Source organism: Streptomyces sp. NTD91 (assembly GCF_059510455.1).
In genome coordinates, this window is the sequence record NZ_JCAJZW010000005.1 from 1 (window position 1) to 23,227 (window position 23,227).

Below are 23,227 nucleotides of genomic sequence, written 5' to 3' on the forward strand. Positions count from 1 at the left end.
CGCCGCGTTGTCGGGATCGTCCACGTATGCCCGGTACGAGGACGACCCTCCGCCTTGCGATGCACCGCACCAGACGCCGCGGACCCCGCCCTCCGGGCGGACGACGCCACTTTCGAAACACGCCCTAGCGCCGTTCGCCGAGCCGGGCTCCGTCCCAGAAGTCGGCGAGTGCCCGGGCCGTGGCGAGGGGCTGGTCGGTGTTGGGGGAGTGCTCGGCGTCCTCGATCACCGTCCGCCGCGCGCCGAGCCGTGCCGCCATGTCGTCCAGCAGGGGCAGCGGCCAGGTGTCGTCCCGTGCCCCGGACAGGACGTGGAACGGCAGCGGCAGCCCGACCAGTTCCGCCACACGGTCCGGTTCCGTGCACAACTGGCGTCCGGTGGCTATGAGTTGGGCCGGTTTCGTGCCCAGCCAGCGGCGCCGCAGGTCGTCCAGCCCGCTGTCGAGCGCGTGCGTGACGGTGTCCTCCAGCGCCTCCATCGTCTGGATCGCCTCCCACACCTCCGCCATGCCCATCACCGCCAGCGCGTCCCGCAGCAGCTTCACCCGCAGTTGCTGGGACTCCGAGATCTGCGCGGGGCCGGAGGCCATGAGCGTGAGTGAACGGAAGGGCGCGTGGTCGAGCAGTGCGGCCGCGCGAGCGATGTGCCCGCCGAGCGAGTGCCCGAGCAGATGCACCGGTTCCCCGAGAGCTTCTGCCTGCGCCAGCACGTCCCGCGCCAACTCCTCCTGCGCGTAGGCGGACTCGTCGGTGTCGGGTCCGTCCGACTCGTACTGCCCGCGCCCGTCGACGGTCACCGTCCGGTACCCGCGCCGTGCGAGCGGCACGTGGAGTGGATTGAAGTCCTCCTTGCTCCCGGTGAACCCCGGCAGCAACAGCGCCACGCCACGCGGCTCGACCCCGTCGGCCGCGGGGGCGTCGACGACGGCGAACTCCCCCCGCGCGGTCCGCAGAAAGTACGCGCGGGCCCCGGGAGGCGGGACGAAGGTGGCGGGCCTGCTCATGGGTAGAGGTTATCGGGCGGGGAGGGGCGGTGCGCGAACGGAGACGGAAACGCGAGGGCCCGGCCCACCTGGGGTGGACCGGGCCCTCGCGTGTGTCCGTCGGTGACGGTGTGCGGGATCAGCCTTCCGCGGCCTCGACGACCGCCGTCGCCTTACGCGTACGACGGCTCGGCTCCGCCTTCGGCTCCTCGCCGGCCTGCGCCGGGATCTGCGCGGCGACGGCCTTGCGGGTCCGGCGCACCTTGGGAGCGGCCACCTCACCGTCCCCGTTCGCCTCGGCGGTGGCGGCCGTCTTGCGGGTGCGGCGGGGTTTGGCCTCGGCCTGCGGCGTGTCCGCTTCGGCAGCGGTGGCTGCTGTCTTGCGGGTGCGGCGGGGTTTGGTTTCCGTGCCTTCGGCGGTGTCCGCGGGGGTCTCGGCGGTGGCTGCTGTCTTGCGGGTGCGGCGGGGTTTGGTTTCCGTGCCTTCGGCGGTGTCCGCGGGGGTCTCGGCGGTGGCGGCCGTCTTGCGGGTGCGGCGCGGCTTGTCCTCCGTGCCCTCGGCCGTGGCGACCGCCGTCTCGGCGGCCGGCTCGGCCGTCTTGCGCGTACGGCGGCGCGGCTTGGCCTCCGTGACCTCCACGGGGGCGGTCTCGGCGGCCTGGGGCTCGACAGCCACAGGTACGGCCTCCGTCACGGGCGCGGGGGTCTCGGCCGCGGGGGCCGTCTCGGTCACGGCCGGCTCCGCCGACTTGCGGGTACGGCGGCGACGCGGCTTCTCGGGCGCCTCCGGAGTCTCCGACAGAGCCGGGCCCTCCGCCGTGTCCACCGTCTCCACGGCGGCCTCGGTGGCGTGGGCGGCCGTCACCGGCTGGGCCGGCTCTCCGCCGCGCGTACGGCGACGGCGGCGCAGGGCGCGGGGCGCGGTGGCGTCCTCGGTGGCCTCTTCGGCGCCGGTCTCGGCGGCCGGTACCGCGGCGGTGGCGGTCGCGTCGACCGGGGCGCCGTTGCGGGTGCGGCGGCGTCGGCGCGGGGTACGGGCCGTACGCTCGCGCTCGCGCTCGCCGGTGCCGGTCCCGGGACGGTCGTCCCGCTCGCCTCGGCCACCCCGGCCGCGGCCGCGGGCGCCACGCCCGCCGGTCTCGCCGAGGTCCTCCAGCTCCTCCGCGTCCAGACCGGCACGCGTCCGCTCCGAGCGCGGCAGTATGCCCTTGGTGCCCTCGGGGATGCCGAGGTCGGAGAACAGGTGCGGGGAGCTCGAATACGTCTCCACCGGGTCGTTGAAGTCCAGCTCCAGCGCCTTGTTGATCAGCTGCCAGCGCGGGATGTCGTCCCAGTCGACGAACGTGATCGCCGTCCCCTTGGCGCCCGCGCGGCCCGTACGGCCGACACGGTGCAGGTACGTCTTCTCGTCCTCGGGGGACTGGTAGTTGATGACGTGGGTCACGCCCTCGACGTCGATGCCGCGAGCGGCGACGTCGGTGCAGACGAGGACGTCGACCTTGCCGTTGCGGAAGGCGCGCAGCGCCTGCTCGCGGGCGCCCTGCCCGAGGTCGCCGTGGACCGCGCCCGCGGCGAAGCCCCGGCGTTGCAGCTGCTCGGCGATGTCGGCGGCCGTGCGCTTGGTACGGCAGAAGATCATCGCCAGCCCGCGGCCCTCGGCCTGCAGGATGCGGGCGACCATCTCCGGCTTGTCCATGTTGTGCGCGCGGTAGACGAACTGCTTGATGTTCGCGACCGTCACGCCCTCGTCGTCCGGCGCGGTGGCACGGATGTGTGTGGGCCGGGACATGTAGCGGCGCGCTAGGCCGATGACCGCGCCCGGCATGGTCGCCGAGAACAGCATGGTCTGGCGCTTGGCCGGCAGCATGTCGATGATCTTCTCGACGTCGGGCAGGAAGCCCAGGTCGAGCATCTCGTCGGCCTCGTCGAGGACCAGGCACTTGACGTGCTTCAGGTTCAGCTTCTTCTGGCCCGCGAGGTCGAGCAGCCGGCCCGGGGTGCCGACGACGACGTCGACGCCCTTCTTCAGGGCCTCGACCTGGGGCTCGTACGCCCGGCCGCCGTAGATCGCCAGCACGCGCACGTTACGGACCTTGCCCGCCGTCAGCAGGTCGTTGGTGACCTGGGTGCACAGCTCGCGCGTGGGGACGACGACGAGGGCCTGCGGGGAGTCGGTGAGGGCCTCGGGGGCGGCGCGTCCGCCCTCGACGTCGGCGGGGACGGTGACGCGCTCGAGGAGCGGAAGACCGAAGCCCAGCGTCTTGCCCGTGCCGGTCTTGGCCTGGCCGATGACGTCCGTGCCGGAAAGGGCGACGGGGAGGGTCATCTCCTGGATGGGGAAGGGAGTGATGATGCCGACGGCCTCCAGGGCCTCGGCGGTCTCGGGGAGGATCCCGAGGTCTCGAAACGTGGTAGTCAGGGTCATGCCTCTTCTGTGTGCGCGGCGCGAGGCGAGCGCGGGGGTCAAGTGCGACCGTGCCGGGGACGTCGGCTGCCGTACGGGCGAGCCACTCAAGGCAAGCCGTATGACACGGGACCTCTGCCGACGCTCTAGCGCTCGTACCGCTGAGGGTGTCCCTCCGGTCGTCGTACGGACTCGTACGGCCACGGAGGGCTGTCGGGTCGGAGCCGATCGGGCCACCGACCGGGCATCCTCATACGTGCGGCCTGTGCGGAGACGTCGAACACTGTCGACGCTCTGGCAGGCGCCTTACCACCATACCCCGGAATCGCGCACATGCGATGGCCGATTTGGTCACGTCGTGGTGGTCACAGTGATCGGACAGGGCCTTCCGGCGCCGCGCGAGCGGGCTATTGTGCGCCTCATGACTAGCTCTGACAAGCCTGAGAACGAGTCCGCCGCACCCACCGGCGTCGCCTTCGCGGACTGGACGCGGGCCTCCGCCGACCCGCAGTACCGCGCCGCCGTCGTGGATCTGCTCGGCGCACTCGCGTACGGGGAGCTCGCGGCGTTCGAGCGGCTCGCGGAGGACGCGAAGCTCGCGCCGACCCTCGCGGACAAGGCGGAGCTGGCGAAGATGGCCTCGGCCGAGTTCCACCACTTCGAGCGGCTGCGTGACCGGCTGACCGAGATCGGTCAGGAGCCGACGGCGGCGATGGACCCGTTCGTGGCCGCGCTGGACGGCTTCCACAAGCAGACGGCGCCCTCGGACTGGCTGGAGGGTCTGGTCAAGGCGTACGTCGGCGACTCGATCGCGAGCGACTTCTACCGCGAGGTCGCGGCGCGCCTCGACTCCGACACGCGCGAACTGGTCCTCGCCGTCCTCGACGACACCGGGCACGCCGGGTTCGCGGTGGAGAAGGTGCGCGCCGCCATCGACGCCGACCCGCGCGTGGGCGGCCGGCTGGCGCTGTGGGCGCGACGCCTGATGGGCGAGGCCCTGTCGCAGTCCCAGCGGGTGGTCGCCGACCGGGACGCGCTGTCGACGATGCTCGTGGGTGGCGTTGCCGACGGGTTCGATCTCGCGGAGGTCGGGAAGATGTTCTCGCGGATCACCGAGGCGCACACCAAACGGATGGCCGCGCTGGGCCTCGCGGCCTGACAGCCGGTGCGCTCTGCCGGGGGTGAGTCGCGCGGCTGGGAGTCCGCCGCGCCCGGTCGCGCGGCTCCCCGCGCCCCCTTCGGGGCACCCTGCGCGTTCGCTGGAGAGGCGGCGCTGTCACGCCGTCGCTGATCGGCGGAGTCTTCCCGGGCGGAGCAGGAGCGACAGGGACGCCACCGAGATGATCGCGGCGCCCAGGAGGCTCAGCCAGGCGACATCCGGGCCGAGAGCGGTGTGCGTGACGAAGTCGCCGAAGAGGGCGCCCGCGACACCCGTGCACAGCACCAGCGGGCGGGCCGGCAGGCGGTGGGACAGGCGATAGGCCGCCGCCGAGGCGAGGACGAGACCGAGCACAGCGGATCCGAGCGCTTCCAGGATCATCTCCGGGTCCCTCCCACGGCACGTCTGCCCTTGACGGTCGTAGCCCGTCCTACCCGTGACCTGCGAAGTTCAATCCTCCACTGTGGAGGAGTCGTGCTCCGCCCGTGTGCATATTCCACGCGAAAGGGCCCGGCGGCTCGCGGCCGACGGGCCCTTGTGCACGATGTCCGACTACAGCGCGCCGAAGCCCACCTTGCGCACGGTCGGCTCGCCGATGTCCACGTACGCGAGGCGGTCGGTCGGGACCAGGACCTTGCGGCCCTTCTCGTCCGTAAGGCTCAGCAGCCCCGTCTTCCCGGCCAGCGCCTCGGCCACCACACGCTCGACTTCCTCCACGCTCTGACCGCTCTCCAGAACGATCTCGCGGGGCGCGTGCTGCACGCCGATCTTGACCTCCACGGCTATGTCCCTCCGACGGTCAGTGATTGCGCGATCTTCCGCGCCCTACTTCTGCACACATTAGCCCGGTGAGGGGACGTACACGCTCCGGGCCGGAACGCCATCAGCGAACAGCCGCCGGAGCGTACGGCCGTCAGTGGTGTTCGCTGCCGTGCAGCGGGAAGCCGGCGATGCCCCGCCAGGCCAGCGACGTCAGCAGCTGCACCGCCTGGTCGCGCGGCACGCTGCGGTCGCTGTGCAGCCAGGAACGGGCCACCACCTGGGCGAGGCCGCCGAGGCCGGAGGCGAGCAGCATCGACTCCGCGCGCGACAGGCCCGTGTCCTCGGCGATGACGTCGCAGATCGCCTCGGCGCACTCGTTCGTGACCTTGTCGACGCGCTCGCGCACCGCGGGCTCGTTCGTCAGGTCCGACTCGAACACCAGCCGGAACGCGCCGCCGTCGTCCTCGACGTAGGCGAAGTAGGCGTCCATGGTCGCCCGGACGCGCTGCTTGTTGTCGGTCGTCGAGGCGAGCGCGCTCCGCACGGCCTGGATCAGCGACTCGCAGTGCTGGTCCAGCAGGGCGAGGTAGAGGTCGAGCTTGCCGGGAAAGTGCTGGTAGAGCACCGGCTTGCTCACGCCGGCCCGCTCGGCGATGTCGTCCATCGCCGCGGCGTGGTAGCCCTGCGCGACGAAAACCTCCTGGGCCGCGCCCAGCAGCTGGTTCCGTCGGGCTCGGCGCGGCAGACGGGTGCCACGCGGGCGTGCCGCCTCAGTTTGCTCGATGGCTGTCACGCCGCCTCCCAAAGTCGTCCATATCGCGGTGTCACCGCGCGGCCATCGTACTTTTCGGTAACCGTGGTGTGCGCGGTGCGAGCGCAGAATTTCACGTACCGGACGGTGACGAAAGCCGCACTGGGTTCCTCGTGGGGCCGTGGGAGTCGGTCGGGGTCAGCGGTAGTCGTCCTCGTCGAGCGAGACCACGCGCGCCTGTTCGACCAGATCGGCCTCGTTCGCCCGGTCCGGATTCACCGCGGTCAGCGGGTCGTCACGGTCCGGCGCGATGTCCGCGTGCTGCTCGACGGCGTCCACCTCGTTGGCCTCGACGTCGATCTCCGGGGCCGTCTCGGCCTCCAGATCCTCGATCGCGTCGGGTTCGGTGGGGTCATAGGTCATGGTCGGGCTCCCTTCCTACGAACGTCCCTGGAAACAGCAGGGGCCACATGCGGGTGCCCTCTGTACGAGCCTAGGAGACAGCAGATCCGGACGCCATGCCGTCTCGCCCGTTCGCGACTCCTGTCGGCCGACGGTCCTCGTCCGCCGCCGGTACCGCTCCGAGCATCTGGCATGTTCACGCTGTGACGGCGAACACATGAACCACGGCGTGATCACCTCGTAACATTGCTGCATGTCTTCGACCGAGTCGCCATCCGTATCGGCCGCCAGCGTCCTTCCCAGAGTGGCGCCCGTCCGGGTCCGCGAGGGCGAGCGGCTCCGTTCCGTGAGGCTGCCCGGAGTCACCCTGTCGGTCCGTTCCCGCCGTCCCGTCCGTGAGGGCCTGCCGGCCGCCCTGTACGTCCACGGGCTCGGCGGTTCCTCGCAGAACTGGTCGTCGCTGATGGCCGAGCTGGACGGCGTCGTCGAGAGCGAGGCGGTCGACCTGCCGGGCTTCGGCGACTCGCCGCCTCCGGACGACGGGAACTACTCGGTCACCGGGCACGCGCGCGCGGTGATCCGCTACCTCGACGCGGCCGGCCGCGGACCGGTCCACCTGTTCGGCAACTCGCTCGGCGGCGCGGTCACCACGCGCGTGGCCGCCGTACGGCCCGACCTCGTCCGCTCGCTCACGCTCGTGTCGCCCGCCCTGCCGGAGCTGCGCATCCAGCGCACGGCGGTGCCGACCGCCCTGCTCGGCGTGCCCGGAGTCGCCGCTCTGTTCACCCGGTTCACCAGGGGCTGGACGGCCGAACAGCGGGTGCGCGGCGTCATGGCGCTCTGCTACGGCGACCCCGCGCGCGTGTCGCCCGAGGCGTTCCAGGACGCCGTGGAGGAGCTGGAGCGGCGGCTGCAACTGCCGTACTTCTGGGACGCGATGGCCCGCTCGGCGCGCGGGATCGTCAACGCCTACACGCTCGGCGGACAGCACGGACTGTGGCGCCAGGCCGAGCGCGTGCTCGCGCCGACCCTGCTGATCTACGGCGGCCGTGACCAACTGGTCGGCTTCCGCATGGCCCGCCGGGCCGCCCGCGCCTTCCGCGACTCCCGCCTGCTGTCCCTGCCGGACGCCGGGCACGTGGCGATGATGGAGTACCCGGACGTGGTGGCCACGGCGTTCCGTGAACTCCTCGCGGACGCCCGGACCGCCGTCGCCGACTCGGGCGCGGGGAGCTGAGGCCGGCGTGGGACGCCACAGCCGTCGCGGCCCGGTCCCGAAGGACGCCTCCACGGGCATGCCCGCCAGGCCGACAGGCCGGCGGGACCCCCGTACGACCGACGGAACCGCGCCGGCCGAGCGCGACGGCCGGCCACTGCTGCCGGGTCAGCGCCCCGCACCGACGGAAGACCCCGGCGCCGCCGACGGCCGTCCGCCGCAGGGCCCGTCAGCCGGCACACGCGCGCAGGGGGTGCCGCGTTCCGGCGTCGGTACGCCCGCGCGTGGTGTGCCGGGGTTCTCCGACGGCACGCCGGTGCGTGGCGTGCCGAGGCTTCCTGACGGCACTCCGGCGCATGGTGTGCCGCGGTTGCCCGACGGCACTCCCGCGCACGGTGTCCCGAGGTTCCGTGGGGGTGCTCCCGCGCGTGGCGGGCACCCCGAGCAGCGGGAAGCAGGCGGTGGCTGGGGGGAGTTCGCGGGGGCGGCCGGGCCCGGTGCCGTGTTTCCGCGGCAGCGGGCGGCGGGGCCGGGGGCCGGGCCCCGGCAGGAGTACCTCGACGCCTTCGCCGACGGCCACGACGGCCGCCGTGGCGGTGTCGGCGCGGACGACGACATGAACGTCTTCGCGCCCCGAGCCGGCGGGCTCCACCGTGCCGAGGCGCACCCGGCGCACCCGGCGCACACGCCCGACACGCCGGAGACGGACGGCGACGACGGACTCCCCGTCGGCCCTCCCGCCCAGCGCTCGGGCGGCAGTGTCCCGACAGGGGCGCGGGGAGCCGCGCGCGCGACCACCGAGGAGCCGCGGTCGTACGGCGACGCAGCGGCACCCGGCCAGGACCGGCGGAGCCCCGCGCGGGCCTTCACCGGTGTCGCCGCGGCCGCCATCACCACCGTGCTCGCGGTGGTCGTCGCCGGCCAGGTGACCGGGAAGCACGACACCGGCGCCGCGCGGTCGAGGTCCGCCACCGACCAGGCCCGCGACGCACGCACCCCCGGCGCGGCGTCCCCGCCGGCCTCGCCCGGCACGGTGACGCTGTCGTACGAGCAGGCGATGGACCGGAAGTACCCGCTCGGCCCGACGCTGAAGGGCTCGGGGAAGTTCGAAACGGTGCCCGGTTTCGACAGGGCCCCGGGCAAGGGGCAGAAATACACCTACCGCGTGGACATCGAGCAGGGTCTGGACCTGGACGGCAAGCTGTTCGCCGAGGCCGTGCAGAAGACCCTGAACGACGACCGCAGTTGGGCCCACGGCGGTGCCCGTACCTTCGAGCGGACATCCTCCGGCAAGCCCGACTTCGTGATCACGCTGGCCAGTCCCGGCACGACCGCCACGTGGTGCGCGAAGTCCGGTCTCGACACCACGGAGGACAACGTCTCCTGCGACTCGGCCGCCACCGAACGCGTCATGATCAATGCGTACAGGTGGGCCCAGGGCAGCAAGACGTATGGGGACAAAATTCACGCGTATCGGCAGATGCTGATCAACCACGAGGTCGGGCACCGTCTCGGGCACGGCCATGTGACCTGCCAGAAGAACGGCGAACTCGCTCCCGTCATGCAGCAGCAGACCAAGTTCCTCGACCATGACGGAATCCATTGTCTGCCCAACCCCTGGCCCTATCCCGGGAGTTGACAGGCGCTGCTCATGTCGCATTGACCGGGCCGCAGTCGTCCGTCCCGGCGGCCTCGGGAGCCCGTCGGTCCTGGCGGCGGCTGCGCGCGCAGCCGCCGCCCTGGCCGCCGTAGCCGTCGTCGCGCTGCTCGTCCTGGTCGCGCTCGCCGTGCCGCTGCTCAACGCCCACCGCGACCCGGTCGCTGACCTGCGGTACGACCGCGAGGTCGTGGGCCGGGCGGCCCGGCGGCGCGCGGCCCGGCGCGAACCGGCTGTGACGTGAGGCGGGGCGCGGACCGCGGCGGGAACCCGTCCGGTCCGCGCCTCACCGGAGGCGTAACGTTTCGTGCTCGAGTGACGCCACTGTGAGCCCTTAGCGCGGCCGAACGCGTCCCGCACGCGAAAGTTACGGCTGTTCACCCCTTTTGGTGGCGCGATGGACAACCGTCCGTCGCGCCACCGCCTTGTCCGCTTACGTTCGTCCCGCTGCGAGCCGCCGGCCCAACGGCGGCTCACCGGACGGGAGATCGGGGGTGCACACGTGCGCATCGGACTGCTTACGGAGGGTGGCTACCCGTATGTGAGCGGTGACGCCGGACTCTGGTGCGACCGGCTCGTGCGCGGGCTCGACCAGCACGAGTTCGACATCTACGCGCTCAGCCGCAGCCGGAGCCAGGAGGACGCCGGCTGGGTCCCGGTCCCGCCGCACGTCAGCAGGGTGCGTACGGCGCCGCTGTGGACGGCCGAGGGCGACGGAGCGGCACACGGGCGGCGTGCGCGCCGACGCTTCGCCGAGTGCTACGGAGAGCTGGTCCAGGCGGTGAGCGCCGGAACCGAGGGCGTCTGCGAGGGGGCGTCCGCCGATATGGCGGACCGTTTCGGCAGTGCGCTGTACGGGCTCGCCGAACTCGCCCGCGAGGAAGGCGGCCTGGTGGGTGCCCTGCGCTCGGACAACGCCGTACGTACCCTCGAACGCGTCTGCCGCGCCCCCGGCGCGCTGCGCACGGCGCGCGAGGCGCGCGTACCCGATCTGCTCACCGTCACCGCACACCTCGAACGCGCCCTGCGCCCTCTCTCTCTCGACTGGTACGGCGACGACGGCCTCGGCGCGGTCGACCTCTGCCACGCCACCGCCGGCGGATCGGCGGCCCTGCCCGGGCTGCTCGCCCGGCACTTCTGCGACGTGCCGCTGCTCGTCACGGAGTACGGCGTGCAGCTCCGCTCGCACTACCTCGCCCTCGGCCCCGACACCGCCGCCCCCGCCGTACGCGCGCTGCTCGGCGCCTTCCACAGCCGGCTCGCCGCCGAGGTCTACCGGCGCGCCGAGATCCTCACCGTCGGCAACGCGCACGCCCGCCGTTGGCAGGAGCGGTGCGGTGCCGACCGGGCCCGGATCCGCACCGTCTACCCGGGCAGGGACGCAAGCTGCTTCGCGGAGGTCGGCGAGGCCCCGGAGCGCGCAGTCCCGGACACGCTGGTCTGGGTCGGACGGGTCGAACCCGCCAAGGACCTGATCTCGCTGCTGCACGCCTTCGCCGAGATCCGCAAGGAGGAGCCCAAGGCGCGCCTGAGGATCGTCGGCGCACCCGCCGGTCCCGAGGGCGCGTCCTACCTCGGCCACTGCAGGGCGCTCGCCGCACAGCTCTTCCCCGACGAGGCCGAGGGGGTGCACGCCGTCGGCGACAACCCGGTCTCCTTCGAGGAGATCGGCGGGCCCGAGGCGCCCACGCTCGCCGAGGCGTACGCCGGCGGAGCCGTCGTCGTGCTGTCCAGCGTGGTCGAAGGCTTCCCGGTCGGTCTCATCGAGGCCATGTTCTGCGGCCGGGCCACGGTGTCCACGGACGTGGGCGCGGTGGTCGAGGTCATCGGAGGCACGGGGCTCGTCGTACCCCCGCGCAATCCACGAGCGCTCGCCGAGGCGGGCGTGGCGTTGCTGCGCGACCCCGAGCGCCGTGAGCGCCTCGGTGCCGCCGCACGCGCCCGCGCACTGGAGCTGTTCACCGTCGAGCAGAACATCGCGGCATTTCACGGCATTTACCTTCAGATCGTGTCACGCTGCCCGGTCCGCCGGGTCGTCCTCGACGAGTCCGGAGAGCCACGGCCCTTCGCCACGCCTGCCGAGTCCCACGTCCCCGGCCGCTGGACCGGTCCCACGGCCCGCATGGCCCCGCGCGGCGTTCCCGGCTGGGCCGTCGGCACACCGGTGCGCGCCACACCGCTGGCCGCGGTGGAGGGGGCGTGATGGGCGTACGGGACGACCGCCGCGACGGACACGATGCGGTGGGCGAGTCGAGCGAACAGGGCGCACCGGGGGAGCAGGACGCGCTGCGATCGGGGGTGTCGGGCGGAATGGACCGGCCCGGGATGCCCCGTGCCGGCGAGCCCTGGGACGCCGGGGCGGGGGAGTGGCTCGGGCAGCTCGGGCCGGAGGACGCCGGCCAGGACGGCTTGTCCGGTGAGGAGGGCTTGTTCGGCGAGACCTCGCCGGACGGGCAGGTGCGACGGTCCGGCGGTCCTGCGCAGGGCCGCCGGCGCGACCCCGGCACTGTCGCTGCCGGGGAATCCGGCGGCTCGGAGCCCGACAGGCGGCGCGTCGTCGCACCCCGGCGTGGCGCTGCCGACCCCGTGAAGGCCCTGCTGCACCGGCACCGCGAGCTGTGCGAGCGGGCCGTGGACCCCTTGGAGATCGCCGCAGGGCTGGAGGCACACGGCGTCACCGACCGGACCGCCGCCCGCTTCCGCCACCGCGACGTCTTCTCGCTCGCCGAGGAGCTGTACGCGCGCGTACCGCGGGGCGCCGAGCCGCGCCCGGAGCCCGAGCCCCTGCCCGTGCCCCGAATCCGCGCAGGCTGGGTCCTGCTCACCCTGCTGCCCGGTGCCCTCGGCGTGGCCACCGCGGCCGGACTGCGCCTCACCCGCGGCGAGCCCCGCCTGCTGATCGCCGCCGCCGGCGTCCTCGCCGTGGCCCTCGCCACGCGTGGCGCCCTGCGCCGCGGCCCCCTCGCCGGCCCGCCCGGCACGCGCGTTGGGCGTACGCCCAGCGCCACGCGCGCGTGGACCCTCTGGCTGCTCGGATACGCCCTCCTCGGCGACGGCCTTCTCGCGGCCGTGGCGACGGGCGGCCCCGACGCCCTGCCGACCGGCGCCCCGCACGGCGGCTGGCCCACGGCCGTCGCGCCCCTCCTCGCCCTCACCCTGGCCTGCGCCCCGGCGGCCTGGTGCGCCCACCTGCTCACCGTGGGCGCCCGCCGCAGGCTCGCAGGCAGCCGGGGCCTGCAGGACTTCACGGCCGCCGCCACACCGCTGCTGTTCGGTACGTTCGCCGTCTTCCTGGGCGCGCTCACCGCCCTGCTCCTGGTGTGCGCCACCGTCCTGCACGCACCCGCGGCCTACCCGCAGACCCTCGCCCTGGGCGCCCTGCTGCTGCTCGCCCGCCTGCTCACCGTGCACCGTCACCGGCACGCCCCGGCGCTGGCGCTCGGTGCCGCGGCGGCCACGGAGGTGCTGGCCCTCGCCCTGCCGCTGGCCGGAAGGCTGCCCGGCTGCGCCGTCCTCGCGACCCCCGTGCGGGCCCTCGTGGACGCCTGGGGGGAGGCCGCCGTCCCCGCCCTCGCCTGCGGTGCCCCCGCGCTGGCCCTGCTGTGCCACGCCGGGCGCACCCTCACCAGGGCCTCGGCACACGCTCCCACGGGAGCCCCCGAATGACCGTCCGCCGCCGGCCCGGGTCACCGCCGGAAGCGACCGCACCACCCCTTTCCGAAGGAGAAAGACAGATGACCACCTCCCGACCCGGAGCGTCCGGAGCCCCCGGAACCGCGGGCGCGTCCGCAGCCGCCGCGGGCGCACGCGCCGCCGGGACCGCCGGAGCCGGAGTCCGGGGAACCACCGGATCCGCCGGCATCGTGAGAACGGGCGGAACCGCCACTCCGTCCCGGCGCACCGCGCCCTGCCGGCCCAGCGCAAGGGTGCCGGGCAGTCACATGAACACCGTCGGCCGCGTGAACCTCGCCAGTCACTCCGGTACCGCCGACCACGCGGGCACGAGTACCGCAAGCCGCATCGGCCCCACCTGTCCCATCTGCGCAGCCGGCCACACCGGCGCCCACACCCCGGGAGCCGCCCGATGAGGGTCCTACTGATCGGAGCCAACGGATACATCGGCCGGTTCGTCGCCGACCGCCTGCTCGCCGACCCGGCCGTCCAGCTCACCGCGCTCGGCCGCGGCGACGACGCCGACGTCCGCTTCGACCTCGCCACCGGCAGCCCCGGTGCACTCACCCGCTTCCTCGACGCCGTCCACCCCGGCGTGGTCATCAACTGCGCGGGCGCCATCCGCGGCGGCGCTCGCGAACTGACCCGGCACAACACCGTGGCCGTCGCCACCGTCTGCGAGGCCCTGCGCCGCAGCGGCTGCGGGGCCCGACTGGTGCAGATCGGGTGCGGCTCCGAGTACGGGCCGAGTCAGCCCGGCTCCTCCACCGCCGAGGACGCCGTACCGCGCCCCGGCGGCCCGTACGGCGTGAGCAAGCTCGCCGCGACCGAACTGGTCCTCGGCTCCGGCCTGGACGCCGTCGTGCTGCGGGTCTTCTCCCCGGTCGGCCCCGGCACCCCGGCCGGCACCCCGCTGGGCCGGCTCGCCGAGGCCATGCGCCGCGCCATGCAGTCCGGCGACGGCGAGCTCAAGCTCGCCGGACTCGGCGTGCAGCGCGACTTCGTGGATGTACGCGACGTCGCCCGCGCCGTGCACGCGGCCTCCCTCTCCGCCGCGCAGGGCGTCATCAACATCGGCTCCGGCCGCGCCGTCCGCCTCCGCGACGCCGCCACCGTCCTCGCCCGCGTGGCCGGATACGGCGGCGCCCTGCACGACCTCGACGCCCCGCCCGGACCGCTGCGCAGCGCCATCGGCCACCCCCGTGGCGACGCCGACCACACGGCTCCGGTGGCGTACCCGTACCCCGACGGCTGCGGCGGCTGGCAGCAGGCCGACGTGCGCACCGCGCGCGACCGGCTCGGCTGGCGGCCCCGCATCAACCTCGAAGAATCCCTGGCCGACATCTGGATGGAGGCGGCATGCCGCATCTGACCAGCACCACCGTGGGCGCCACGAGCACCGGCCTGCGCACCGTCCTCGGCATCCCCGGTTACGCCCACCCGCTCGTCGCCCCCGCTCAGTGGGCCGAACTCGCCCGGCCGGGCGTCCCGTTGGACTGGGTGGTCCTCAACGTGGCCCAGGGCCCCGGCACCTGCCCCGATCCGCACTGCCTGGAGGCGGCGGGCCGGCTGCGGGGCGCCGGCGTCCGGGTCCTCGGTCACCTGGACCTCATCCACGGTGCCCGCGCCTTCGCCGACCTGATCTCCGACGCCCACCGCTACCTCGACTGGTACCGGCTCGACGGCTTCCTGCTGGACCGCTGCCCCACCGAGCGCAGCGCGCTCGCGGAGGTCCACCGCGCGGTCGCCACACTCCGGGCGATCAGTGACACCGCTCACATCGTCCTCGGTCACGGCAGCCATCCGCACCCCGGGTACGCGGAGAGCGCCGACCAACTGGTGACCTTCTCCGGTGCCTGGTCCGACTACCGCTGGTCGCAGGTCGCCGAGTGGACCGCCGACTATCCGCCGGACCGCTTCTGCCACTTCGTGCACGGCGTGCCGCGCGGCCACCTCGAGGAGGCGCTGCGCATCGCCCGCTGGCAGGGCGCGGCGACGATCTACTTCACCGACCACCCGGACCACCGCGGCCGCGCCGACCCCTGGGAGACGATGCCCGGCTACTGGGACGAAATCGTCTCGCGCATCGGAACAGGTGTCTCGGAATGAAGAAGGCCGTGGCAGTGTTACGACGAGAACAACCGTAGTGATTGACCGACCAACGGAGTCCCCGTGTCGCTGCCACCCCTGGTCGAGCCAGCCTCTGAGCTCACCGTAGACGAGGTCCGCAGGTACTCCCGCCACCTGATCATCCCCGACGTGGGCATGGACGGGCAGAAGCGGCTGAAGAACGCCAAGGTGCTCTGTGTGGGCGCCGGCGGGCTGGGCTCGCCGGCGCTGATGTACCTGGCCGCCGCGGGCGTGGGCACCCTCGGCATCGTGGAGTTCGACGAGGTCGACGAGTCGAACCTGCAGCGCCAGATCATCCACAGCCAGTCCGACATCGGCCGCTCCAAGGCGGAGTCCGCCCGGGACACCGTCAAGGGCATCAACCCGTACGTGAACGTGGTCCTGCACGAGGAGCGGCTCGAGGCCGACAACGTGATGGACCTGTTCAGCCAGTACGACCTGATCATCGACGGCACGGACAACTTCGCGACCCGGTACCTGGTCAACGACGCGTGCGTGCTGCTGAACAAGCCGTACGTGTGGGGTTCGATCTACCGCTTCGACGGCCAGGCCTCGGTCTTCTGGTCCGAGCACGGCCCCTGCTACCGCTGCCTCTACCCGGAGCCCCCGCCCCCCGGCATGGTCCCCTCCTGCGCCGAGGGCGGCGTCCTGGGCGTGCTGTGCGCGTCCATCGGCTCCATCCAGGTCAACGAGGCCATCAAGCTCCTCGCGGGCATCGGAGAGCCGCTGGTCGGCCGTCTGATGATCTACGACGCCCTGGAGATGACCTACCGCCAGGTCAAGGTCCGCAAGGACCCGAACTGCGCGGTCTGCGGTGAGAACCCGACCGTCACCGAACTCATCGACTACGAGGCCTTCTGCGGCGTCGTGTCCGAGGAGGCCCAGGCGGCGGCCGCCGACTCCACGATCACTCCGAAGCAGCTCAAGGAGTGGATCGACGACGGTGAGAACATCGAGATCATCGATGTCCGCGAGCCGAACGAGTACGAGATCGTCTCCATCCCCGGCGCCCGGCTGGTCCCGAAGAACGAGTTCCTCATGGGCACCGCCCTGGAGACCCTGCCGCAGGACAAGAAGATCGTCCTGCACTGCAAGACGGGTGTCCGCAGTGCGGAGGTCCTCGCGGTCCTGAAGTCCGCGGGCTTCTCCGACGCCGTCCACGTCGGCGGCGGCGTGATCGGCTGGGTCAACCAGATCGAACCGCACAAACCGGTCTACTGATCAACGGCCTGCCTCACCAGCAGGACTGACGAGGCCCACGGCTCCGACCCGGTCGGATGCCGTGGGCTTCTGTCGTTGTCGGCCGGCGTCGGCCGGCCTCGGGACGGCCCGAGCGGCGGGCGGATCCACGACCCCAGGACGGCCCGGGAGGGTACTCGGGCGTGACTCGTGCGGCCAGGCCGGGGACAGCCGTCGGCCCCGCAAGGACGAAAGCGGCACCCGGTGCGCCTTCACCTGGCTCTTGACCGGTTCAAGTCATTCTCGGCACACTGCGCGATCAAGCGTCCGCACTCACCCCGGGGGGCCGTTGTGCGCAGGCAAGGAACGATGCGACTCCGGTTCCCTGCGGTCCTCGCCTGCAGCGTTGCGGGCGTCGTCTGGGTCACCGGGTGTGATCCCAATCCTCCCAGCCCGTTCGATGCCGGGCCCCTCCTGGCGCTCCAGTGGGCCGGTGGTCACGTGAAGATGTCCGTCGCGCTGTGCCCTGGCGAGTCCGTTCTGGACGCATCCATCGAGGAAGACGCGCCGGTCGGGTCGATCGGCCATCAGTGGTCGGTGGTGGCACCTGCCCATGACCGGACCGAGACCATCACCGCCTTCGTGGTCCCGGCCGGGTGGACTCTGCGGCATGACAGCAACGGCCTGGACGACGACGGTCTTCAGGAATTGCTGCCCGGTGCGAAGTACACCGCCTCGGTCGCCACCGCCGGAAGTGAGAGCCGGGAGTCATCCATGACGTTCACTCTGAAATCCTTCCGCCGTTTGACGGCCGACCAGCTCTTGGTCGGCAAGGGCGACGATACGAGTAGCAAGGTCGAAGACCGGAACACCTTCCGAAGCGAGGCGCTGTCCAACTGCTGAGGTCCAGTGGGCCACAGCCGTTGTGCTCTCCAGGCGCGACTGGGCCTCGTCGCGCGCCGTCACCGCAGAGGGCCTCGCCCTGATCCGGCGCGTCCCAGGGCGGGCCCCTCCTTCCGCTTCCTCACCTGCATGCCCGACCTCGATCCGGCCGACGGCGTGTGGGCACCACCGAAGAGCAGCCCGGGCAACCTGGCCCGTGCGGCCTCGACGGGCTTGCCGCACTGGCCCGCACCCGCCCGGAACGGATGCCGTACCAGCCCGGTCTGCTCGACGGACTCATCGCCGAGACGGGTTGAATCCAGCTCCCTCACGGCGTCACCGCGAACTGAAGCGCGGGACCTTCACGCGTCGGCCGCTCGGTGTGCCGCGTCCACCGGGGCGGGGTGCCGCGAGCGCACCTGCGCGACGGCTTCGGGAATGAACGACAGGACCGTGTCCACCTCGGCCTGAGTCGTCGGGACGCACCAGAGAACGATGAGGGTGTTGCTCTCACGCACGACCAGCGCATCGTCGTGCAGGACAACCCTGGGGTGGTCGCTCCAGGTCGTGGTGGCCCGCACCCGGATGCTGTCGTCGCCCATCCGGGGCCCGGAGACCGCTGCAAACCGCTCCGTGGAGCTGGGGGCGCCGAGTGTGGACGGGATGGCAGGCGTGACGACTTTCGCGCACTCGGCCGCCAGCTGTCGTATGCGACGCATGGCTCGGGCGGCGCCGTCCGCGGAGAACGAATACAGAGTCTCCCCACCGGCCATGACACCGCCTCCGGCGCTGTGTCCCCCGCTGAACGAGGCCGTTGCGGACGCCACGGCGGCCGTGGCTCCGGCATCCACCAGGTCTCCGCCGCCCGGGAAGGCGCAGCGGGGTTCGCCGTGCGCGGCACTGCCCGGCCCCGGATCGGCCGGATCCGCCTGAGAGATCCAGCCTTTCGGCAGGATGGCGGGCAGCAGATGCGTACGCAACTGTGCCGCGGACATCGGCGGAAGGGGCTTGGCCTTGTTCGCAGCGACCGGCTGGGCGCTGCTGGTGCAGGCCGCGGCGGACGCTATGACCAGGGCCCCCACCACGAACCGGATCACAGCGGCGGTGCGCACCACTTCTCCCCTCGACGTGATCAAGGTGCCGCAGGGTAGCAGGGCACCCACTGCGCCGCCGGACCGGCTTGGAGGCGAGCGGCCGGGTGCGGCGGCTCCGGACGGTGGTCGTCCCGTGCCCGCTGGAAGCCACGGGTCTGGCTCTCGGCCGGGGCCCACCGTGTCCGCGGTCGGGTCCACCACCGCGTCGAGGACCGTCCGTCCCACCCGCTTCGGGAACAAGTGGGCGTACACGCCGCCGAGTCCGGTGCCGTAGGAGATGCCGAAGCAGTGCATCCGTGGATCGCCGAGGACCTGGCGCACCAGGTCCGTGTCGCGGCCGGTGCCGGTGGTCGAAACATGGGCGAGCAGCGTGCCGGCGGCCTTCCGGCAGCCCTTGTGGATCAGGAGCAGACCTTGCCGGCCCTCGGTTCCCTGCCGTCCAGCAGGTAGCCGTTCACCGCGCTCTGCACGCACCTGTTCTTGCTGTCGTACGCGCCGTGTCCCTGGCCCTTGTACGTCAGCTCCACGGCGACGCCCTTGCCGAGTGCCTCGACCATCTTCTTCGCGCCCTCGTACGGGGTGGCCGGGTCGCCGGTGTTGCCGACCACGAGAATCGGCGCCGAACCGGGGGCGCTGACGTCGGGATGATCGGCGGCGCCCGCCACGGCCCAGTCGGTGCAGCTGAGCATGCCCCAGGCCAGGAAGTCCCCGAACAGCGGGGAGACGGCGCGGAACTCGCCCAGCTTCTGCTGGACGTAGCCGACGGTGTACCGCGGCTTCTCGTCGGCGCAGCTGATGGCCGTGTCCGCGGCGGTGATGTTGCTGTACTCCCCGTCCTCGCTGCGGCCGTTCATCGCGTCGGACAGCAGCATGAGAATCCTTCCGTCACCCGCGTACGCCTGCTCGAGTCCCTCGGTGAGGTACTCCCAGAAGTCCTTGGAGTACAGGGACTGCGCGATGCCGTTCGTCGCGGCGGTCTGGGTGAGCAGGCGCGGCGGGATGCCCGGGATCGGCTTCTTGTCCAGGCTGTCGAGCAGTCTCGCGATGCGGTTCTTCACGTCCTGCGGGGTGGTGCCGATCGGGCATTCCGTGGTCCTGGAGGTGCAGTCCTCGGCGAAGTTGTCCAGCGCGAGCTGGAAGCCCCTGGCCTGTCCGAGCGCGCTCTGTTCGGGGTTCTGCGTGGGGTCGACCACGGCGTCGAGTACCGCCCGGCCGACGTGCCGGGGGAACAGGTGGGCGTACACGCCGCCGAGTTCGGTGCCGTAGGAGATGCCGAAGTAGTGCAGTTTGTCGTCGCCGAGGACCTGGCGCATCAGGTCCATGTCGCGGGCGGCGTCGGTGGTCGCCACGTGCGGCAGGATCTTCCTGGAGTGCGCCTCGCAGGCCGCGTTGAACTGCTTGGTGCGGTTGAGCAGTGCGGTGCGCTCCGCGCTGTTGTCGGGGGTGCCGTCCTGCTGGAAGTACACGTCCAGTTGGGAGTCGCTCTCGCACGTGACCGGGGCGCTGCGGCCCACCCCGCGCGGGTCGAAGCTGACCAGGTCGTAGCGGGTGCGCAGGGCCTCGTAGTCCGAGGCGAAGGCGGGCAGCGAGCTGACGCCGCTGCCGCCGGGGCCGCCGAAGTTGAACACCAGCGAACCGATCCGCCGGCTCGCGGGGCCACTGGCCCTGGCCCGGATCAGCGCGATGCCGATCGTGTCGCCCTTCGGCTTGCTCCAGTCCAGCGGCGCCTGCATGGTGGCACACTGCCAGGTGCCGCCGTGCGGCAGCGGCGACGGGGCGCTGCCGCCGCCCTCGGCCTCGGACGGGGCCGGGCAGTCCTTCCAGTCCAGCTTCTGCGTCGCGAGGTCGCCGTCCTGGGTGCCGGTGCCGCATCCGGCCAGCAGGCCGGACAACAGCAGGGCAGAGCCGAGCAGGGCGGCGGCGCGCAGCCGGGAGGGGTTCGCCATGCTCCCATCCTGGAGGCACGCACGCCGGGGCGCGCGGGGCGCGGGCCGTACGAGGTACGCCCGCCACCTGCCTTACAGGGCTCCCTTGCGGGTGAGCTGGTTGAAGGCGAGCCAGCCCGGCAGCACCGGCAGCCACAGCGTCAGCAGGCGGTACAGCAGGACGGCCGGGGCGGCGACCTCCTTGGGCAGGCCGACGGCGATCAGGCCGACGGTCAGGGTCGCTTCGACGGCGCCCACGCCGCCCGGGGTGGGCGCCGCGGATCCGAGGGCGTTGCCGGCGAGGAACACCACCGCGACACTCGCGATGCTGAGCGAGGCCGAGCCGTCGCCGAACGCCCGGATGGAGGCGTCCAGGCACATCACGAAGCAGAACGTCAGCAGCAGGATGCCGCCGATGCCGGTGATCAGTTTCTGCGGCCGCTGCAGGACGTCGAGCATGCGGGGCACGACACCGGCGAAAAGAGACCGCACGCGCGTGACGACGAATTTCCGCAGGAACGGCACGGACGTCGCGACGAGCACCAGCACCGCCACCGTCAACAGGCCCGCGATGACCGTCCGGGACGGTGACAGGGACGGCGTCTTCTCGGTGCCGGTGAGATAGCCGAAGGACAGCAGCATCAGGATGTGGAAGCCGAGCCCGGCCAGTTGCGAGGCACCCACGCTCGCCACCGCGAGCCCCGGCCGGACGCCCGCGCGCTGCAGATACCGCGTGTTCAGGGCCACACCGCCGACCGCCGCCGGTGCCACGATCTTCACGAACGAGCCGGCCACCTGTGCTGCCACGGCCCGCAGGAACGGCACTCGTTCGGGGACGAACCCGAGAAGCTGCATCGCCGCCGCCACATAGCTGAGCGCCGAGAACAGCACGGCCGCCGCGACCCAGCCCCACTGGGCGTTCGCGACGAGCGGCCCGAACTCGATGTGAGTGAGCTGTGTCAGCAGGAAGTACGCGCCGATGGCACCGGCGATGAAGCTGATCAGCGTCCGCGGCCGCACCCGCTCCAGCCGGGCCGGCTCCACCGGCGCCTGCGGCCTGATCCGCAGCACCTCGTGGCGGATCTGCGTGAGCAGGTCCTCCTCACGCGCTTCCTCCAGGGCCTCGTCGATGGCTCGCTTCTCGGCCCGCGCCTGCGCGCGAACGGCCTTCTTGTCGGCCTTTCCGAGGGCGTCCGTGCCCTGGGCACCGGTTTCCTCCGGACGTGCCTGCCTGGTATGCCGGGAGGCCTCCAGCACCGCCTCCCGCTCGCGCTCGGCCTGCTCCCGGGCCAGTTTGCGCAGGGTCGCGCGCGTGGAGCGCGTCAGGGCGATCGGCTGGAGCAGCGGCAGGCAGTCGGCGACCGCGTCGGGACCGAGCACACGGACCGCCGAGCCCACCGCCCGCTCCGCGCCGACCCGCAGGCCGAGCGTCGTGACCAGTTGGGCCACGTCCATGCGCAGCAGCAGCTCACCGGCCGCGATCTCGCCGCCGCGCAGTTCGGCGAGGATCACGGTGCCGGAACGATCCACCAGAATCGCGTCGCCCGCGAGCCTGCGGTGGGCGATGCGCCGCGACTGCAGCGCCTGCACCTGGAGCCAGGTCCTGCGCAGCAGCTCGTCGGTGATCTCCTCGTCGGCCAGCGAGTCCAGCGTGCGCCCGCCGGTGTGCTCGTAGACGAGCATGACGGCGTCGGGGCCGAGTTCGGAGGTGGCGATCAGCTTGGGTGCGTTGGCGCCGGCCGCGATGGCCGCGTACGCCAGCAGCGCCTCCTGTTCCAGCGCCTGGCGCAGCGACTGGAGGCTGGAGCGGGTGGCGAAGCCCCGCAGGGTGAGATTGCGCCACGCGCGGTAGAAGAAGCCCTGGGCCTGCTGTTCCCGGTCGACGACCGTGACGTCGAGTGGTGGGCCGTCCTCCAGCGTGACGAAGTAGCGGCGGCCGCGGTCGCCGTTCTCCGACTCCACGGTCTCCTCGCGGGCCGCGCTGACCGGGCGGAAGCCGACGTGCCGCAGGCCCGCCATGAGGGTCTGCCCGGTCGGGCGCACATTGGGGGAGCCGACCGCGTACAGCGTGCCGTAGGCGACGGCCCAGCCGATCAGCACCGTCAGGATGATCGAGAAGGGGGTCGTGTAGCCGGTGACCAGCATCGAGAACGCGTCGAGCAGCAGGACGATCCACAGCACGGCGCGCCATCTGGGTCTGCGGGACATGCCGACGGCCGTCATATAGGCGATGACGGGGGCCAGATAGCCGTGCACGGGGTCGGTCAGGGCATGCAGGTCACTCGGGGACGGCTGGGTGAGCGCCTCCTGGATCGAGCCCGGGGCGGCCCGGGCGACCCACAGATCGGTGGCCAGGGTCACCCCGTGGGCGAGGACCGCCGCGAGGACGCCGTCGGCGATGCGCAGACCGTCGCGTTTGATCAGCCGTTCGATCGCGAAGGCGACCGGCACGAGCAGGATGGCAATGCTGGACGCCAGACCTGCGATCTTGATGAGCAGGTCGGGGGCCTGACCGGTGCCCTTGTTGATGTCCTGTTCGAAGCCCGAGGTGGTGCCGTGCGCGAACGCGGCGATCGCGAGCAGCACCACGATGGCGAACAGGCCGACCAGAAGCCGCATGAGGTCGGAGGGGCGATGCACACGCGCGGGGAGCAGTGGCTCGTCGCCCTCGACGGCCTCGGCGTGCGGATCGTCGTCCGCGCCCTGACCGCGGTCGGAGGTCGCGTTCTCCGGGACGTGCGCCCCGTCGGTGCCGTCGCCGCCGTTGTGGCGGTCCTCACGCGCGCGCGTGCCGTCGTCGTCGGCCGATCCGTGGTCACGCGCGCGTGAGCCGGCGTCGGTGTCATTGCCCGGACCGGTGTCCTGCCGCGCGGCGCCAGTGCTGCCGGCCGTGCCGCCGGCGGTGCCCGGGCGCGCTGCGGCATCAGGGGTGCCCGCCGCGCCTTCGGGGTGCACGCCCTGCTGCTTCATGGTCTCTTCTTGGTCTCGTATCACCAGTCACCGCCCGCACGA

General features: G+C 72.5%; 20 protein-coding genes and 1 pseudogene. 10 read left to right on the forward strand and 11 right to left on the reverse strand.

Annotation, left to right across the window (positions count from 1 at the left end; translation table 11 throughout):
* Positions 1 to 124: 124 nt before the first annotated feature.
* Positions 125 to 1,003, reverse strand: a complete 879-nt coding sequence (locus tag AC5WRT_RS07495) for an alpha/beta fold hydrolase (RefSeq protein WP_496098916.1) — start codon at positions 1,001 to 1,003, stop codon at positions 125 to 127.
* Between the two features lie 118 nt (positions 1,004 to 1,121).
* Positions 1,122 to 3,407 (reverse strand): DEAD/DEAH box helicase, encoded by a 2,286-nt coding sequence (locus AC5WRT_RS07500; protein ID WP_496100028.1) that lies wholly within the window; start codon positions 3,405 to 3,407, stop codon positions 1,122 to 1,124.
* A gap of 400 nt (positions 3,408 to 3,807) precedes the next feature.
* Here AC5WRT_RS07500 and AC5WRT_RS07505 point away from each other — a divergent pair, with 400 nt between their 5' ends.
* Positions 3,808 to 4,545 (forward strand): ferritin-like fold-containing protein, encoded by a 738-nt coding sequence (locus AC5WRT_RS07505; protein WP_496098171.1) that lies wholly within the window; start codon positions 3,808 to 3,810, stop codon positions 4,543 to 4,545.
* Between the two features lie 117 nt (positions 4,546 to 4,662).
* Here the strand turns inward: AC5WRT_RS07505 and AC5WRT_RS07510 are convergent, their stop codons facing one another.
* From AC5WRT_RS07510 to AC5WRT_RS07525, 4 genes are all read right to left on the reverse strand, one after another.
* On the reverse strand, positions 4,663 to 4,926 hold the full coding sequence (locus AC5WRT_RS07510) for a hypothetical protein (protein WP_496098172.1): 264 nt from the start codon (positions 4,924 to 4,926) through the stop codon (positions 4,663 to 4,665).
* 171 nt (positions 4,927 to 5,097) lie between these two features.
* The gene (locus AC5WRT_RS07515; protein WP_496098173.1) at positions 5,098 to 5,325 is read right to left on the reverse strand and encodes a DUF3107 domain-containing protein; all 228 of its coding nucleotides are present in this window, start codon (positions 5,323 to 5,325) and stop codon (positions 5,098 to 5,100) included.
* Positions 5,326 to 5,458: 133 nt separating this feature from the next.
* Complete coding sequence (locus tag AC5WRT_RS07520; RefSeq protein ID WP_103817680.1) at positions 5,459 to 6,100, reverse strand: TetR/AcrR family transcriptional regulator; 642 nt, start codon at positions 6,098 to 6,100, stop codon at positions 5,459 to 5,461.
* 156 nt (positions 6,101 to 6,256) lie between these two features.
* On the reverse strand, positions 6,257 to 6,481 hold the full coding sequence (locus AC5WRT_RS07525) for an Rv3202a family protein (protein WP_496098174.1): 225 nt from the start codon (positions 6,479 to 6,481) through the stop codon (positions 6,257 to 6,259).
* A gap of 232 nt (positions 6,482 to 6,713) precedes the next feature.
* Here AC5WRT_RS07525 and AC5WRT_RS07530 point away from each other — a divergent pair, with 232 nt between their 5' ends.
* The gene (locus tag AC5WRT_RS07530; protein WP_496098175.1) at positions 6,714 to 7,697 is read left to right on the forward strand and encodes an alpha/beta fold hydrolase; all 984 of its coding nucleotides are present in this window, start codon (positions 6,714 to 6,716) and stop codon (positions 7,695 to 7,697) included.
* A gap of 7 nt (positions 7,698 to 7,704) precedes the next feature.
* The gene (locus AC5WRT_RS07535) at positions 7,705 to 9,315 is read left to right on the forward strand and encodes a DUF3152 domain-containing protein (RefSeq protein WP_496098176.1); all 1,611 of its coding nucleotides are present in this window, start codon (positions 7,705 to 7,707) and stop codon (positions 9,313 to 9,315) included.
* Between the two features lie 10 nt (positions 9,316 to 9,325).
* Here the strand turns inward: AC5WRT_RS07535 and AC5WRT_RS07540 are convergent, their stop codons facing one another.
* Positions 9,326 to 9,484: a hypothetical protein gene (locus tag AC5WRT_RS07540; protein WP_496098177.1), complete on the reverse strand. Its 159-nt coding sequence runs from the start codon at positions 9,482 to 9,484 to the stop codon at positions 9,326 to 9,328.
* A 246-nt stretch (positions 9,485 to 9,730) separates the two neighbouring features.
* On the opposite strand from AC5WRT_RS07540, the gene AC5WRT_RS07545 reads away from it, so the two are divergent.
* The 7 genes from AC5WRT_RS07545 to AC5WRT_RS07575 all read left to right on the forward strand — a co-directional run bounded on the left by AC5WRT_RS07545 (position 9,731) and on the right by AC5WRT_RS07575 (position 17,513).
* The gene (locus tag AC5WRT_RS07545; RefSeq protein WP_496098178.1) at positions 9,731 to 11,536 is read left to right on the forward strand and encodes a DUF3492 domain-containing protein; all 1,806 of its coding nucleotides are present in this window, start codon (positions 9,731 to 9,733) and stop codon (positions 11,534 to 11,536) included.
* 107 nt (positions 11,537 to 11,643) lie between these two features.
* A complete protein-coding gene (locus AC5WRT_RS07550) occupies positions 11,644 to 12,999 on the forward strand; it encodes a hypothetical protein (protein ID WP_496100097.1) in 1,356 nt (451 codons plus the stop codon).
* Positions 13,000 to 13,417: 418 nt separating this feature from the next.
* A complete protein-coding gene (locus AC5WRT_RS07555; protein ID WP_496100029.1) occupies positions 13,418 to 14,377 on the forward strand; it encodes an NAD-dependent epimerase/dehydratase family protein in 960 nt (319 codons plus the stop codon).
* Positions 14,365 to 15,114 carry a spherulation-specific family 4 protein gene (locus tag AC5WRT_RS07560; RefSeq protein WP_496100030.1) on the forward strand — a complete coding sequence of 250 codons (750 nt, stop codon included), beginning with the start codon at positions 14,365 to 14,367 and terminating at the stop codon, positions 15,112 to 15,114. Before AC5WRT_RS07555 ends, AC5WRT_RS07560 begins: the two co-directional genes overlap by 13 nt.
* A 63-nt stretch (positions 15,115 to 15,177) precedes the next feature.
* Positions 15,178 to 16,356, forward strand: coding sequence for an adenylyltransferase/sulfurtransferase MoeZ (gene moeZ / locus AC5WRT_RS07565; protein WP_496098181.1), 1,179 nt, complete (start codon positions 15,178 to 15,180; stop codon positions 16,354 to 16,356).
* A gap of 327 nt (positions 16,357 to 16,683) precedes the next feature.
* Positions 16,684 to 17,217: a hypothetical protein gene (locus AC5WRT_RS07570; protein WP_496100031.1), complete on the forward strand. Its 534-nt coding sequence runs from the start codon at positions 16,684 to 16,686 to the stop codon at positions 17,215 to 17,217.
* Positions 17,218 to 17,375: 158 nt separating this feature from the next.
* Entirely contained in the window at positions 17,376 to 17,513 is a 138-nt protein-coding gene (locus AC5WRT_RS07575; protein ID WP_496100032.1) for a hypothetical protein, read from the forward strand.
* A gap of 45 nt (positions 17,514 to 17,558) precedes the next feature.
* Here AC5WRT_RS07575 and AC5WRT_RS07580 read toward each other — a convergent pair whose 3' ends face one another.
* The 4 genes and pseudogenes from AC5WRT_RS07580 to AC5WRT_RS07595 form a co-directional block, all read right to left on the reverse strand.
* Positions 17,559 to 18,308 (reverse strand): hypothetical protein, encoded by a 750-nt coding sequence (locus tag AC5WRT_RS07580; protein ID WP_496100033.1) that lies wholly within the window; start codon positions 18,306 to 18,308, stop codon positions 17,559 to 17,561.
* A gap of 104 nt (positions 18,309 to 18,412) precedes the next feature.
* A pseudogene (locus tag AC5WRT_RS07585) lies at positions 18,413 to 18,686 on the reverse strand (alpha/beta fold hydrolase); the annotation flags it as partial.
* Positions 18,687 to 18,691: 5 nt separating this feature from the next.
* A complete protein-coding gene (locus AC5WRT_RS07590; RefSeq protein ID WP_496098184.1) occupies positions 18,692 to 20,236 on the reverse strand; it encodes an alpha/beta hydrolase in 1,545 nt (514 codons plus the stop codon).
* A 72-nt stretch (positions 20,237 to 20,308) separates the two neighbouring features.
* On the reverse strand, positions 20,309 to 23,185 hold the full coding sequence (locus tag AC5WRT_RS07595; RefSeq protein ID WP_496098185.1) for a lysylphosphatidylglycerol synthase domain-containing protein: 2,877 nt from the start codon (positions 23,183 to 23,185) through the stop codon (positions 20,309 to 20,311).
* Positions 23,186 to 23,227: the final 42 nt, after the last annotated feature.

Bases quoted from the DNA above. Each gene is read 5' to 3' on its own strand.
- AC5WRT_RS07525 (WP_496098174.1), bottom strand. From the start codon at position 6,481: ATGACCTATGACCCCACCGAACCCGACGCGATCGAGGATCTGGAGGCC.
- AC5WRT_RS07545 (WP_496098178.1), top strand. From the start codon at position 9,731: ATGGACAACCGTCCGTCGCGCCACCGCCTTGTCCGCTTACGTTCGTCC.
- AC5WRT_RS07495 (WP_496098916.1), bottom strand. From the start codon at position 1,003: ATGAGCAGGCCCGCCACCTTCGTCCCGCCTCCCGGGGCCCGCGCGTAC.
- AC5WRT_RS07570 (WP_496100031.1), top strand. From the start codon at position 16,684: ATGCGACTCCGGTTCCCTGCGGTCCTCGCCTGCAGCGTTGCGGGCGTC.
- AC5WRT_RS07550 (WP_496100097.1), top strand. From the start codon at position 11,644: ATGGACCGGCCCGGGATGCCCCGTGCCGGCGAGCCCTGGGACGCCGGG.
- AC5WRT_RS07530 (WP_496098175.1), top strand. From the start codon at position 6,714: ATGTCTTCGACCGAGTCGCCATCCGTATCGGCCGCCAGCGTCCTTCCC.
- AC5WRT_RS07590 (WP_496098184.1), bottom strand. From the start codon at position 20,236: ATGGCGAACCCCTCCCGGCTGCGCGCCGCCGCCCTGCTCGGCTCTGCC.
- AC5WRT_RS07500 (WP_496100028.1), bottom strand. From the start codon at position 3,407: ATGACCCTGACTACCACGTTTCGAGACCTCGGGATCCTCCCCGAGACC.
- AC5WRT_RS07560 (WP_496100030.1), top strand. From the start codon at position 14,365: ATGCCGCATCTGACCAGCACCACCGTGGGCGCCACGAGCACCGGCCTG.
- AC5WRT_RS07505 (WP_496098171.1), top strand. From the start codon at position 3,808: ATGACTAGCTCTGACAAGCCTGAGAACGAGTCCGCCGCACCCACCGGC.
- AC5WRT_RS07595 (WP_496098185.1), bottom strand. From the start codon at position 23,185: ATGAAGCAGCAGGGCGTGCACCCCGAAGGCGCGGCGGGCACCCCTGAT.
- AC5WRT_RS07555 (WP_496100029.1), top strand. From the start codon at position 13,418: ATGAGGGTCCTACTGATCGGAGCCAACGGATACATCGGCCGGTTCGTC.
- AC5WRT_RS07510 (WP_496098172.1), bottom strand. From the start codon at position 4,926: ATGATCCTGGAAGCGCTCGGATCCGCTGTGCTCGGTCTCGTCCTCGCC.